This is a genomic window from Desulfovibrio intestinalis, from assembly GCF_014202345.1.
Taxonomy (GTDB): domain Bacteria; phylum Desulfobacterota; class Desulfovibrionia; order Desulfovibrionales; family Desulfovibrionaceae; genus Desulfovibrio; species Desulfovibrio intestinalis.
This window is the reverse complement of the sequence record NZ_JACHGO010000003.1, coordinates 375,775-388,706: the sequence shown is the minus strand read 5'-3', so window position 1 is coordinate 388,706 and position 12,932 is coordinate 375,775. Positions and strand designations below refer to the sequence as shown.

Below are 12,932 nucleotides of genomic sequence, written 5' to 3'. Positions count from 1 at the left end.
AAGTTTCCGGCATCGCAAGTCAAAGTCATTATTCAGTTTTGTATGAGCGAGGGAGACTTATGCTCCTCTTTTCGAACCCCGTCAATCACTTTTTTCGACTTCGCGAAACTTTGTTTCGCTTGTGTGTCGTTTTGAAGTCACCGCCGTTGCGCGAAACGAGAAGATAGGAGAACAGCCCCAAAGAGTCAAGGCTAATCTTGCTTTTTTTCAACATTCCCTGCAATTGCCTTCAAATAGGCCCCATATCTCCCCTACGCAAGCGCAACCCGCGCAGCACAAGTACCAACCCACATCCGGCCAGCGCGCCCTGCCAGGGGGCTGCCCCACCATACATAAGGACGGCCAGCGTCAGCATTGCGCCCAACGCCGCAGCGGTTGCGTAAAGATCTTCTTCCACAAAGCGCGCACTGTCGCCCAAGGCCACATCGCGAACAACCCCACCAGCCAGGGCGGACACTACCCCTAATACAAGGCAGCCTGTAATGCCCAGACCAGAAAAGAATCCGGCAACGGCTGCGACTGCGGCTGCCAGCGACAAGCCCAGGCTATCCAGCCAGTAAAAGGCCCGCCACGAATGCCGGCTGCGGGCAGCAAGCACGCCAATCAGGCTTCCTGCAACAGAGATGGCAAGGTAATCACCACGGTTCAAGGCCAGCACTGGGTGCCCCAGCAAGCTTTCACGCAGAAGCGGCGCAGCAAGGCCAGCCAAACAGGCCAACACCGCTGCGCCGCTGAAATGTGCCCCGCCCGATCTTGCGCGGCAGGATGCGGCGGCGGCCAGCATAAAGCTGGCCGCCAGATCAAGAACATATAATAAAGGGTCTTGTGCCATACTATATGACCTGTGCCCTGCACCGCGCCAATTTACTTGGCAAGGCCCACAGCCCGCCGTTCGCGGATGACCGTAACGCGGATCTGCCCAGGGTATGTCAGATTTTTTTCAATTTTTTCAGCTATATCCTTACACAGGACATAGGTGGTGTCGTCATCCACCTGGTCAGAATTGACCATCACGCGGATTTCACGTCCGGCCTGAATGGCGTAAGCCTTGCTGACGCCGTCAAAGCTGGTGGCAATGCCTTCCAGATCTTCCAGCCTCTTCACATAGTTTTCAAGCAGTTCCTTACGAGCGCCAGGACGTGCGCCTGAAATGGAGTCCGCTGCCTGAACCAGTACAGCCAAAGCCGTGGACGGGCGCTGGTCTTCGTGGTGGGCGGCGATGGCGTGTATGATCTCCTGGCTTTCATTATACTTCTTGGCCAGGTCTGCACCAATGAGCGCGTGCGGGCCTTCTACTTCATGGTCCACAGCCTTGCCGATGTCATGCAGCAGGCCGGCGCGCTTGGCCTTCTTCACGTCCATGCCCAGTTCCGCTGCCATCATGCCGCACAGGGCGGACACTTCCAGCGAATGCTGCAACACATTTTGCGTAAAGGAGGTACGGTAGCGCAGCTGCCCGAGAAGACGCACGATTTCGGGGTGGATGCCGTGTACGCCAGCGTCGAAAGTGGCCTGTTCGCCAACTTCGCGCACCTGGGCGTCCAATTCCTGCTCGCATTTCTGCACAATGTCTTCAATGCGGGCGGGATGAATACGGCCATCCTGAATAAGACGTTCCAGAGCCATTTTGGCGACCTGACGCCTTAATGGGCTGTAAGCGGAAAGAATGACGGTTTCAGGAGTGTCATCAATGATGAGATCCACACCGGTGGCGGATTCAAGCGCGCGGATATTGCGCCCCTCACGGCCAATGATACGTCCCTTCATGTCTTCGCTGGGCAGGGCGACGGCTGTGACGGTCTGCTCGTTCACATAGTCCCCCGCATAGCGCTGGATGACATTGCAAAGAATCTCTTTGGCCTTGCGGTCGGCAGTTTCGCGGGCTTCCATCTCGATCTGACGGATCATTTTGGCGGATTCATGCCGCGTTTTGGCTTCTACTTCCGTAAAAAGCTGCGCCTTGGCTTCTTCAGCGGTAAAGCCAGAGATCTGCGCCAAGCGTTGTTCCTGCTCCTCTATACGGGTTTGCAGAAACATCTCGGATTCGGTCAATTGCCGTTCCTTGCGGGCCAAATCTTTTTCAGAAGCGAGCAATTCATGCTCTTTGGCAGTGGCTTTTTCAAGCTTTTCTTCAAGGCGGCCACCCATTTCTTCCAGTTTACGCTCGCGTGTTTTGACTTCACGCTCACGCTCTTTGAACTCATTTTCAAGTTCGCGTTTCTGGTTGAACAGGTCGTCTTGCCCTTGAAGCAAAATTTCTTTTTTCTGCGCCTGCGCCTCTTTGCGTGCCTCGGCCACAATACGCTTGGCCAGGTCATCGGCGTCGCCGATGCGCTTGGTTGTAGACCGCTTATACACCACCGCGCCCAGTGCCGCCCCCAGCAACACGGACGCCAGCAGCGCCACTATGAACAATGGGTCCATGAATCCAGCCTCTCTTTTATCAATACGGGACCAGCCCTAGAACCAGCCCGGCGAACACCGACAGCCCAATACAGGCCGACGTAGCAATGGAGCCCAAAGGGGCTGCTGAAACCCTGGCTGGATGCCGCGGACGCGGCAATGAGGATGGCGTTGCAAAAAGAAATGAAGGCCCCATAGCGGAAGCTGGAATCCCAAACTACTGCTGAAAGCGGCTTTCCCCAGAGAGCCGTGTCATGCATGCGGTACAGAACCTGGATAACCAGGTCGGGAGCCTGTATGCTCTCTTCAGGCGTCCCGGTCGTGGCCGGGCTTGCACACAGAGAACAGAGACGACTCCCTTTTACAATCTTGTCAGGTTAGCACCGAGGCATAAATCACGCGCTCCCCAGGGAAGCGCATAAGGAATCTAAAAAGATTCCTCTATCTTCGAAAGCAGGGTTCCGACGCGTTCATGCGCGTCAGCCTGCTCTTTCTGCGATTGCAACAAATCATCCGCCAGTCCAAGGGCCATAAAGGTCAGCAGAATATCCTTGGTCTGCCCTCCGTGGAACCTCAGCTTCTGGTCAGCAAACCGTTCTTCTACAAGCCGTACGGCTTCGTACACGCGGTCCATATCGGCACCGTGCTTGAAAGCTATGCTCAAGCCAAGAACGGTAAGGTTAATAGCATCCTGATTCACAAAAACCTACTCTACGCTGTCGTGCTCCTGAATGTTGCGCAGCACGGCATCAATGCGCGTAAGCGCCTGAGTACGCAGCTGTTCTTCATTCTCAAGAGCCTCACGCAGTCTGTGGTTTTCTTCTTCCAGAGCGGCCTTTTCCGCCCCCATAGCGGCAGACTCTGCGCTAATACGCGCGTTCTCCGCCTTGAGGCGGTCAAGCCTGGCCAAAAGAGCCCCAACTTGTGTTTCAAGCTGTTCCAGAAGTTCCATGCTTCATAGATAGCATCGCACCAGAGCCTTGGCAAGAATGGATGCGGCAAAATCCAAAAAAAACCGCGCCGTTTCTGACTTGACGGCGCGGGTATATTTTATGGGCCTCAATGGCGGCTTTGCGGCTTTTTTAGCTGAACAGTTTTCGCGTATTCGCCGTAAAATTCAGTCTGAAAACCGTGTGCGAGGCAAGCGCGTGCCTTTCATCGGCCTGGATGGAACGCCACCTTACCGCGCCTGCGATGCTAATACCGCGTCAGTTTTTTCTGCGCGGCAGGTTCTTCTGCTTTTCTCTGGCAATACCAAGCTCACCAGCAGGGACGTCCATTGTGATAACCGATCCGGCCCCCACAAGGGCGTCATCGCCCACGCTCACCGGAGCCACCAGTGCGGTATTGCTGCCAATGAATGCGTGTTTTCCTATCTTGGTGATATGCTTGTTTTTACCGTCGTAATTGCAGGTTATGGTGCCTGCGCCAATATTACTGCCAGCGCCAATATCGGCATCGCCAAGGTAGCTCAGATGGTTGGCCTTGGCGCCCTGCCCCAGTCGTGCCTTCTTCAACTCGACAAAGTTGCCCACATGCGATTCGGCCTCAAGCACAGCGCCGGGACGCAGCCTGGCATAAGGACCTACAAGAGCCCCTTCGCCCACCTGTGCACCCTCAAGATGCGAAAAAGAGCGAATCTGCGCGCCGCTGCTGACGACACTGTCGCGCAGCACGCAATGCGAGGCCACCGAGGCTCCACGCAAGACACGTGAGCACCCGTAAATTTCGCATGGGCCGGTAAGTTCCACACCGGGCTCCACCTCTGCAAGAAGTCCCACGCGCACGCTGTCAGCAGCGTGAATAATAACACCGGACGTCAGCAGGTCGCGCACGCGGCGCGAACGCAGCGTTTCTTCCATACGCTCCAGTTCCAGAGGGGAATTCACGCCCATGAGGCCGTCGTCACGCCCGCAACGTACGCCGAGAACATTATATTTTTCCGCCACGGCCAAACCGACGAGGTCGGTGATATAATATTCGCCGCTCTTGTTGGTGTTGCCAAGGTGGGGCAGCAGGCTTTCCACGGTATCAAGCGCGCAGTAATACATGCCCGCGTTGACTTCGTTGGTAGGCGGGCCATAGAGCGCCGGATCGTAATCCTTGGCTTCCACAATGGCGCGCACTTCGGCTCCTTGCCTGACAACCCGGCCATAGGCTCCGGGATTGTCCAGTTCGATGGTGGCAAAGGCCAGATCGGCCCCCACGGCTTCGGCCAGAAATTGCCGCACAAGAGATTCGGAAAGCAGAGGCGCGTCACCGTTGACAACCAGAAGATGCGTGCAACCTGCCTTGGTCAGGGCAGGCAAAGCCTGTATGAGAGCGTGCCCGGTGCCAAGCTGCTGTTCCTGAAGAACATGCGGCACTTCGGGAAAGGCGGCCTGCACCATATCAGCCCGGTGCCCGGTCACAACCCACACATCATCAGCAAATACGGGGCGCAAAGCCGCAAGCACACAGGCCAGCATGGGTTCGCCCAGCATGGTCTGCAAAACCTTGGGCTTGTCGGAATGCATGCGGGTGCCCTTGCCTGCCGCCAGAATGAGGGCTGCGTTCTTTGGCATTACTGTCTCCTTATCTCTGCACAAAAGCGGAATAACTTCACGCAGTGCAATAGCCTCTTGCGTGAAAAACGGCAAGGCAAATGCACGGGGGTTCTCAGCTGTCGGATGCAGCAAAACGCTGTAAAACGTTCGGAATTCCAGGAACCTGAAGATGCTGCAACATAGCAGAAATCTGGCTGTCGAGTTCCGCCGCGCTGCATTCCGCAAGATAGGGATGGTGGTTTACGAGCAATTTTACAGCCTCAACCGCATCAGGAGTCAGGTCTTCGGCCATAAATCCGGCAGCCTTGATAGCCTGGGCCGGATAATACCGCTCTATGCAGCGCAGATCCGCGTTGCTGCTTTTTGAGCATGCATGCAGACGCTCCGCTTCCTGAACCGCCCGAACAAACATGTCTTGCATTTTAAGCGCAAGCGCCTTGCTGAATGTAATCTGGCTTGCCAAACTGAGGCAGCCGCTGGCCAAGGCCAGCCAGCCAGCCAATTTTTCCTGCGAATCCGTCAGGCGCGACGAAGTCAGCATATTGGCTACAAGACTGCGAAGGGACACCTCATGCAGAAGCATATGTTGCCTGTTGGCGGTGGTGCTTGTTTGATGTCTACGGTAGATAACCAGCCCTTCAGCAGCCAGACCAGCGCGACATCCCGTACTGAAGCAGCGCAGCCAGTATTCATAATCTTCGCAGCCTGTAAGCGACACGTTGAACAGGCCCGCCTGCCGTATGACTTTTTCACGCAGCATGAAGCAGTGAAGGGGCGCAACATTGGAGCAACAGATATGGATGTTCCAATAGCCGCGCATGAGCGGCCACAGGCAATTGACCCCATCGCTGCCGGGTGTGTGATAATCAAAACAGCGGCACAATGACATGTCCAGATGGGGATGTGTTGCAAACATATTCAGGTGGGTAGCCAGAACGTCTTCCATCAGCACATCGTCAGCATCCAGAAAAACGACATAGTCGCCGCGTGCCTTCTGTATGCCTGTATTGCGCGCTATGGACACTCCGCTCTTTTGCTGTCGAACGTACACAATATCCCGCAGCATTGCATGGGCCACTTCCTGCGTATTGTCCGTAGAGCCATCGTCCACCACGATGATTTCCACATCAAGATTGTCAGCCTTTTGGCGCAAGACGCTACGCACGGCTTCTGGCAGAAACCGGGCATAATTATAGCTAGGGATAATGACGGAAACCAGCGGCGGAGATGGCATAGTGCGTCCTGCGGCGTAAGAGTGGCATAAGGGTGGGAATTTGTGCGCCAACGGGTCTCTAAATAGACTGCCGTTGGCGCACTGATAGGCTGGGCCCCTGAAAGGGGGTTATTCTAATCTTGCCAGATAAAGGTAAAGACCTGCTCGACGTCAGGATGCAGGGACAGGTGCACGGGGCAGGAATAGGCGCTCCGCTCTATGCTGGCCTTTTCCTTTTCGGAATAAGACCGCGCAGGCATTTTAAAAACAACCTCAATCTTGCCGATACGGCGGGGACTGGCGCTCATAGTCTTGGTAATTTCCACTTCAGTGCCTGTCACGTCCACACCGTGGTTTTTGCCATAAATGCCAATAATGGTCATGGCGCAGGCACCAACGGCAGTGGCACACAGATCAGTAGGCGAAAAAGATTCGCCTTTGCCCTGGTTATCGCTGGGGGCATCGGTAATAATCTTGGTGCCGCTCTGGTTATGCACGCATTCCATACGCAGATCACCAAGGTATTTGGCGCTCACAGTAGCCATAAGGCCTCCTTGTTCCACACGCGGCTTCGGCGGAACAAGCGAACCAGCCTGTAAGCGTAGCGGATGGATTTGATGTTAAAACACCTGATGCTCACGCAGAATGTTGCAGGCAATAACCAGTAGCGTCAAGCCTCCCACCAGCTCTGCCCAGCCGTTGAGCGCGCAAAGATTGGCCAGCGTCTTGCCCAGAAACACGCCGCCAGCCGTAATTCCCGCGCAAATAATGCCTATCAGGGCCGCCTCGCCCCAAATGGGAGTGCCCAAAATGGCGAGGGAAAGTCCCACAGCCAGGGCGTCAATACTGGTGGCGACGCTCAACACCAAAAGATTGCTTCCGGCAGTGGGGTCTACAGTGGGGCAAGCGCAGGATTCACGATGCCTGAGGGCGCGCAGTCCTGACAGAGCCATTTTGCCGCCTATCCAGCCCAGCAGAACAAAGGCGATCCAGTGGTCCCAGGATTCCATATACTCACGCACAGACAAGCCCAGGTACCAGCCGATAACAGGCATGGCGAACTGAAAGAAGCCAAAAGCGGCTGAAAGACGCACATAATGGCGGGGTTTGGGCCTTTGCAGAGCACACCCCGAAGCCACAGCAACGGCAAAAGCGTCCATAGACAGGGCCACGGCCAGCAGAAATACGGCGAAAAACGTCATACGAAATCTCGTGCGCAGACAGACCGCGCCTTCTGTTTATGGTTTTGACAAGACCCAAGCACTATAGGGTATGCCCCGCCGCCGGACAAGTATGCATATGCTGAAATACAAAATCGGCATACCCGAATCGGTGCCTCCAGTTATGAGGATTGCCCGGATATTCGGCAAGTTCAGCGCATTTACTGGCACGGCAATTCGCATCCTCGCCGGCCGACAGAGCGTGTGAAAGTATTGCTACGGCGCGCTTCACAGGCTACAAGACGGCATGCAAAACATACCTCTGGGACTTTTTTACTGGCAATGGGCCTCCAATATTCTGAGTATCGGCATGAGCGCAGCTGCGGCCCTGCCTGTCATCATGGCCCTGACCCTGCTGGCCGGAAGACGCGGCAACGCCCGCATGTGCATTATGGGTACACAGCGCCTTACGCGCCTTGCCCTGGGGCTCGGCCTGCTCGGCCCCCTGCTGACAGCCGCCGACCTTGCGGGTACGCTTATCAGCCTTGGCGGTTCCCTCAACGGCATGACCCTGTGGGACGATGCGGTGCTGCCCTACACAACCACCGTTCTCGCCTGGGTTGGCGGCCTGTGCTGCCTGTGGGTTGTGGCATATATGGATAAAAGCTCTCCCCTGACCGCCGGGCTGCCCGATGAAGACGCCGCAGCCAGCAAAAGCGGCAAAGGACATTCCTTGCGCAAGGGACGCCGCAATCCGGCCCCCATTGAAGGATCCGGCACATATGACCAGCTGGACGGCGAGGCCATGCGCAGCAGGATGTTCCTGTACCTGCTGGCCGGGGTCTGCTTTTTCGCGGCGCACGCCCTGCCCAACTGGTCCTTTTCCGGCCCGCCACAGGGTATGGAGTGGGGACGCATGGTTTCGGCCGTGCTGGGCACAGCCACCCACAACTACTTTACCAGCTTTGCCCCGGCGGGCGCGTTGGCGCTGCTGTCCATAAGCGTCTTTTACTCGGGGCGCGCACGCTCTTCCGCCGCTACCCCGGACAGCTTTCCCGCTGCCGTGGACCTTGAAAAAGCCGTTCGCTGGTGCGCGCTGTGGGCGTTGATAGGCTACATCCCCCGCTGCATCGACCGATGGGGGCTCTTCATTGGATTCTCGTTCAGCGGTCAGGGACTGCCCGACTGGCTCATGCCGCAGATCACAGGGCTGGTACCGCTGACCCTGGCCGTTGCCTGCTGGGCCATACTGTTTACCTTGCGCTCCCGTCTGCAGGTGCTGTGGCTCAACTGGCTGGCCCTGGCTTTGCTGGCTATTCGCCAAAGCCTTCCCTTCATTACATATTTGCTGAAGAGCACGGCCTGATCCGGCACTTTGCGCAGCCAAGACGTACCACATGAAGTTCATACAAAGTGAGGTTCCAATGCGCTTTTCCCTCTTTCTTCCGCTTCTTTTTGTCTGCGCCCTGAGCATCGGCGCTGGCGATCTGACCGCGCAGGCGGCCTCAGAAACGCCAGCGGCCACATCCAGAGATTTTACCCGCTTTAGCGCCAAGCTGCCCGCAGGTTGGGACGGCGAGGAGCGCACGGGCTTCCGTTCCGGCAATGATGAAGAATGCATGCTGATTCTGGGCCTCAAAGACGAGGCCGAAGACAACTACAGGGCTCTTGTAAGCATCTTTGTTCTGCCCAATGAAAAAGGGGCTACAAGCGAAAACCTTGCTCAAGACCTGACCCAGTTCCAGGCTGACGCCACAGAGCCGCAGCAGGATGGCCATTTCTGGTCTTTCAGCGGCGAGCCGCGCACCCAGGGCTTCAAAGCCTCTGCCCTTACCAGGGTTAACGCCACGAAGGACATGGTGCTTATAGCCATTATTCAAGACCCGGAAAATCTCGGCGCTCTGGAAGTTTTCGACAGTCTGAAGGGTCTCACCCCGCAAACCCGCGAACTTCTTGGCAAGTAATTCTTCAAAAAATGGACTTGGCCATAAGATAAAGCCGTTCATATGCACGATGCATGAACGGCTTTATCTGTTTTCTTGTCACATATAACATACTACTGGCCTGCCATTACAGGCTATGACAAGCCTTCTTTCTAGATGCTTGACTGTTTTTGCAAAATTACCTAGAGCTTTTCTGTCTTATTAATTCTGCTTCAAAGATAAGGACCGTATGGACAGTTTACCCAATAGTAGACAAAACACTGCAATCAGTTTGCCTGAAATAGCACGCCACGGCCAGTAACGGTTCCTTCCCGCTCGCCGCAGCCTGTTTCGGGCATCGGAGGCGAGCTATGAAAATCTCACTCATTCTCTGTATCGCGCTGGCCATAGCCTTTTTCGCCGGCAATCTCTTTCTGGTGCTGACAGCGTCGCCCCGGACTCTTCGTGTTTTTGGCACAGAGCCCGTGGCCTCTAGCGTCATGCCCGCACGGTAGCCATTTCGGCCAGAGAAACAATTTTTCCCTTAACGCGCCTGCGCGTAAACCGCCGCCACAAAGGCAGCACCCCGCAAAGGAGTTCCAAAGCTATGGACCATCCCCCTAGTAGCCCCGCAGCGAATAGCTCTCCAGCATTCGCAGCGGGCATGGCAACCAGAAACTTTTTTACCGCTGTTTCGGCCGCAAGGCTGCATCTCCTCTATTTTCAATAGACAGGGCATGCTTCCGCCGCGCGTCTGAAGCGGCAGGAGGCTATGCCAATGTTTTTCAATTTCTGCAAAAAAATCCGCCATGTGCACACCAGCACGACTCCTTTGGCCATCAATGCCGCTGAAAAAAGCCTCAGCGAACTCATGGCTGGCCTTGACGCAAGCAGCGAAGGCCTGACTGATTTTCAGGCCCAGGCCCGGCTGGAAGCCGAAGGCCGCAATGACGTCGCCCGCGAACGTGCGCCCCACCCTCTGGTTCAACTGGCCAGAGCCTTTAACAATCCCTTTATTTATGTGCTGCTAATCATCAGCGGCGTCAGCTTTTACAGCGACTACTGGCTGCCCCTGGGCGCTGGAGAAAAAACCGATTGCACCGGAGCCGCCATTATACTGGTTATGGTGTTTGTGAGTGGTATCATGCGTTTCTGGCAGGAATACCGCTCCAACAAGGCTGCCGAAGCCCTGCAAGCAATGGTGCACACCACGGCCACAGTCACCCGCCGCAATGAAGAGGACCAGCCCGAAACCAAAGAAATTCCGCTGGCTGAACTGGTGCGGGGGGATATTGTGCGGCTCTCCGCCGGGGACATGATTCCCGCCGACATCCGGCTCATTCAGTCCCGCGATCTTTTTGTCAGCCAGGCGGCCCTTACCGGAGAATCTCTGCCTGTAGAAAAGTACGACACTCTTGGCGAGGTGGCGCAAAAATCCGCCAACATCTCGGGAACCGCCTCTTCTTCCGGGCGCGCGCTTGATTCCGGCAATATGTGCTTTATGGGAAGCAACGTTGTCAGCGGCACGGCCACGGCCATTGTTGTGGCCACGGGAGCCAATACCTACTTCGGCTCACTGGCCAAGAGCATTGTGGGCAACCGCGCCCAGACGGCCTTTGACAGAGGCGTCAACAGCGTGAGCTGGCTGCTGATCCGCTTCATGCTCTGCATGGTGCCCATTGTCTTTCTTATCAACGGCTTTTCCAAGGGCGACTGGAGCGACGCCTTCATGTTTGCCCTGGCCATCGCCGTGGGCCTGACGCCAGAAATGCTGCCAATGATTGTCAGCGCCAATCTGGCCAAGGGCGCTGTGGCCATGTCGCGCCGCAAGGTCGTGGTCAAGCGCCTAAATTCCATACAAAACTTTGGCGCTATGGACATTCTTTGCACCGACAAGACGGGAACCCTGACGCAGGACAAGATTATTCTTGAGCGCCATGTGGACGCATTGGGAAACAGGGACGATGACGTGCTGCGCCTCGCCTGGCTCAACAGTTTTCATCAGAGCGGCATGAAAAACCTCATGGACAGGGCCATTGTTCACTTTGGCGAGCAGCACCCTGAAAACGGCCTGCCACGGCATCTGCACAAGGTGGACGAACTGCCCTTCGACTTTGTGCGCCGCCGCCTTTCGGTCATCGTGTCTGACGACGCCGGGGAACACCTTCTGGTGTGCAAGGGCGCGGTGGAAGAAATGCTGTCCATAGCATCCGGGGTGTATGTGCAGGGGCAAACCCTTCCGATGGACGCGCAGTGGCGGCAAAAGCTTACGGAACTGGCAGAAACCTACAATCGCGACGGCTTCAGGGTGCTGGCTCTGGGCACCAAAACCATCAACGAAAGCGACGCTCAGGAACAGTACACGGCAGAAGCGGAAAAAGATCTGGTCATCAGGGGCTTTCTCACGTTTCTTGATCCGCCCAAGGACAGTGCGGAAGCGGCCATTGCCGCCCTGCGCGAACACGGCGTGGGCGTCAAGGTGCTTACGGGGGATACCCCGGTTATTACGGCCAAAATCTGCCGTTCGGTGGGGCTTGATCCGGGCACGGTGCTCACCGGGGATGATGTGGACATCCTGAACGATCAGGAGATGCTTGTGGCGGCACGGCGGCACGACGTCTTCGCGCGTCTGACCCCCATGCAGAAGTCGCGGATTATCAAAATCCTGCAGCAGGGCGGACACACGGTTGGCTTTCTTGGCGACGGCATAAACGACGCACCCGGCCTGCGCGATGCGGATGTGGGCATTTCAGTGGATACCGCAGCAGATATCGCCAAGGAATCGGCAGACATCATTTTGCTTGAAAAAAGCCTGATGGTTCTGGAACAGGGGGTTATCAAGGGCAGAGAAACATTTGGCAATATCATGAAGTACCTTAACATGACTGCCAGTTCCAACTTCGGCAACGTGTTTTCGGTACTGGTAGCCAGCGCCTTCATTCCCTTTCTGCCCATGCTGCCCATCCAGTTGCTGCTCCAGAATCTTATGTATGATTTCTCGCAGCTTTCCCTGCCCTGGGACACTGTGGACAAGGAGTTTTTGCAAAAGCCCCGCAAATGGGACGCTAAAAACATCGGACGCTTCATGGTCTGGATAGGCCCCACTTCATCCATCTTTGACATCACCACTTACGCCCTCATGTGGTTTGTCTTTGGCGCCACCAGCATTGAGATGCAGTCACTTTTCCAGTCCGGCTGGTTTGTGGAGGGGCTTCTTTCTCAAACGCTGGTCGTACACATGCTGCGCACGCGTAAAATACCCTTTGTGCAGAGCACGGCGGCGCTTCCGGTTTTACTTTTGACCGCAACGGTTATGGCCCTGGGCATTTACCTGCCCTTCTCAGGACTTGGCGCAATTGTAGGCCTTCAGCCTCTGCCCTGGAGCTACTTTCCCTGGCTGGTGGGCACCCTGCTCTGCTACTGCTTTGTGGCGCAAGGAATGAAGGTCGTCTACATCCGCAAGTTCGGCCGGTGGTATTAGCCCTTTTACCTCTGAAAAAGGTTACATGCTCTAACGCGAGCATATGACAAAACCCGACAAGCCCGGAATGGGCTTGTCGGGTCAACAAACAAGGGGCCGCTATGCGGCCCCTTACGCGTTTCACTATCCATCGTACGGTTGGGTTGCCCCACATTCCGCAGCTTGTATGTGCTTTTAACCGAGGCGGCCAGTGTGCCGCCCTTTTGG

General features: G+C 56.0%; 12 protein-coding genes and 1 other RNA gene. 4 read left to right on the top strand and 9 right to left on the bottom strand.

The annotated features are described in order from the left end of the window. Nucleotides 1-229 precede the first annotated feature (229 nt). From HNQ38_RS06860 to HNQ38_RS06820, 9 genes are all read right to left on the bottom strand, one after another. A complete protein-coding gene (locus tag HNQ38_RS06860; RefSeq protein WP_183718742.1) occupies nt 230-832 on the bottom strand; it encodes a trimeric intracellular cation channel family protein in 603 nt (200 codons plus the stop codon). Between the two features lie 32 nt (nt 833-864). Beyond that, complete coding sequence (gene rny, locus HNQ38_RS06855; protein WP_183718740.1) at nt 865-2,424, bottom strand: ribonuclease Y; 1,560 nt, start codon at nt 2,422-2,424, stop codon at nt 865-867. A gap of 211 nt (nt 2,425-2,635) precedes the next feature. Continuing rightward, nucleotides 2,636-2,819: non-coding RNA, 6S RNA (gene ssrS, locus HNQ38_RS06850), on the bottom strand. An 11-nt stretch (nt 2,820-2,830) separates the two neighbouring features. Beyond that, entirely contained in the window at nt 2,831-3,103 is a 273-nt protein-coding gene (locus tag HNQ38_RS06845; RefSeq protein WP_183718737.1) for a cell division protein ZapA, read from the bottom strand. Nucleotides 3,104-3,109: 6 nt separating this feature from the next. Next, the gene (locus tag HNQ38_RS06840; RefSeq protein ID WP_183718735.1) at nt 3,110-3,355 is read right to left on the bottom strand and encodes a cell division protein ZapB; all 246 of its coding nucleotides are present in this window, start codon (nt 3,353-3,355) and stop codon (nt 3,110-3,112) included. A gap of 256 nt (nt 3,356-3,611) precedes the next feature. Next, entirely contained in the window at nt 3,612-4,967 is a 1,356-nt protein-coding gene (gene glmU / locus HNQ38_RS06835) for a bifunctional UDP-N-acetylglucosamine diphosphorylase/glucosamine-1-phosphate N-acetyltransferase GlmU (RefSeq protein WP_183718733.1), read from the bottom strand. 94 nt (nt 4,968-5,061) lie between these two features. Then, nucleotides 5,062-6,183: a glycosyltransferase family 2 protein gene (locus HNQ38_RS06830; RefSeq protein WP_183718731.1), complete on the bottom strand. Its 1,122-nt coding sequence runs from the start codon at nt 6,181-6,183 to the stop codon at nt 5,062-5,064. A 113-nt stretch (nt 6,184-6,296) separates the two neighbouring features. After that, nucleotides 6,297-6,707 carry an OsmC family protein gene (locus HNQ38_RS06825; RefSeq protein ID WP_183718729.1) on the bottom strand — a complete coding sequence of 137 codons (411 nt, stop codon included), beginning with the start codon at nt 6,705-6,707 and terminating at the stop codon, nt 6,297-6,299. A gap of 75 nt (nt 6,708-6,782) precedes the next feature. Then, nucleotides 6,783-7,364, bottom strand: coding sequence for a manganese efflux pump MntP (locus HNQ38_RS06820; protein ID WP_183718727.1), 582 nt, complete (start codon nt 7,362-7,364; stop codon nt 6,783-6,785). Between the two features lie 265 nt (nt 7,365-7,629). Between HNQ38_RS06820 and HNQ38_RS06815 the strand changes: the two genes are divergently transcribed. The 4 genes from HNQ38_RS06815 (at nt 7,630) to mgtA (ending at nt 12,725) form a co-directional block, all read left to right on the top strand. Continuing rightward, nucleotides 7,630-8,688, top strand: a complete 1,059-nt coding sequence (locus HNQ38_RS06815; protein ID WP_183718725.1) for a spidroin-2 — start codon at nt 7,630-7,632, stop codon at nt 8,686-8,688. Nucleotides 8,689-8,746: 58 nt separating this feature from the next. Beyond that, nucleotides 8,747-9,286, top strand: a complete 540-nt coding sequence (locus HNQ38_RS06810) for a protoporphyrinogen oxidase (RefSeq protein ID WP_183718723.1) — start codon at nt 8,747-8,749, stop codon at nt 9,284-9,286. 329 nt (nt 9,287-9,615) lie between these two features. Beyond that, nucleotides 9,616-9,759, top strand: a complete 144-nt coding sequence (locus tag HNQ38_RS06805; RefSeq protein ID WP_183718721.1) for a hypothetical protein — start codon at nt 9,616-9,618, stop codon at nt 9,757-9,759. Nucleotides 9,760-10,022: 263 nt separating this feature from the next. Continuing rightward, nucleotides 10,023-12,725: a magnesium-translocating P-type ATPase gene (gene mgtA / locus HNQ38_RS06800; protein ID WP_246388028.1), complete on the top strand. Its 2,703-nt coding sequence runs from the start codon at nt 10,023-10,025 to the stop codon at nt 12,723-12,725. Nucleotides 12,726-12,932: the final 207 nt, after the last annotated feature.

Bases quoted from the DNA above. Each gene is read 5' to 3' on its own strand.
- HNQ38_RS06825 (WP_183718729.1), bottom strand. From the start codon at position 6,707: ATGGCTACTGTGAGCGCCAAATACCTTGGTGATCTGCGTATGGAATGC.
- HNQ38_RS06860 (WP_183718742.1), bottom strand. From the start codon at position 832: ATGGCACAAGACCCTTTATTATATGTTCTTGATCTGGCGGCCAGCTTT.
- HNQ38_RS06810 (WP_183718723.1), top strand. From the start codon at position 8,747: ATGCGCTTTTCCCTCTTTCTTCCGCTTCTTTTTGTCTGCGCCCTGAGC.
- rny (WP_183718740.1), bottom strand. From the start codon at position 2,424: ATGGACCCATTGTTCATAGTGGCGCTGCTGGCGTCCGTGTTGCTGGGG.
- mgtA (WP_246388028.1), top strand. From the start codon at position 10,023: ATGTTTTTCAATTTCTGCAAAAAAATCCGCCATGTGCACACCAGCACG.
- HNQ38_RS06815 (WP_183718725.1), top strand. From the start codon at position 7,630: ATGCAAAACATACCTCTGGGACTTTTTTACTGGCAATGGGCCTCCAAT.
- HNQ38_RS06840 (WP_183718735.1), bottom strand. From the start codon at position 3,355: ATGGAACTTCTGGAACAGCTTGAAACACAAGTTGGGGCTCTTTTGGCC.
- HNQ38_RS06830 (WP_183718731.1), bottom strand. From the start codon at position 6,183: ATGCCATCTCCGCCGCTGGTTTCCGTCATTATCCCTAGCTATAATTAT.
- HNQ38_RS06820 (WP_183718727.1), bottom strand. From the start codon at position 7,364: ATGACGTTTTTCGCCGTATTTCTGCTGGCCGTGGCCCTGTCTATGGAC.
- glmU (WP_183718733.1), bottom strand. From the start codon at position 4,967: ATGCCAAAGAACGCAGCCCTCATTCTGGCGGCAGGCAAGGGCACCCGC.
- HNQ38_RS06805 (WP_183718721.1), top strand. From the start codon at position 9,616: ATGAAAATCTCACTCATTCTCTGTATCGCGCTGGCCATAGCCTTTTTC.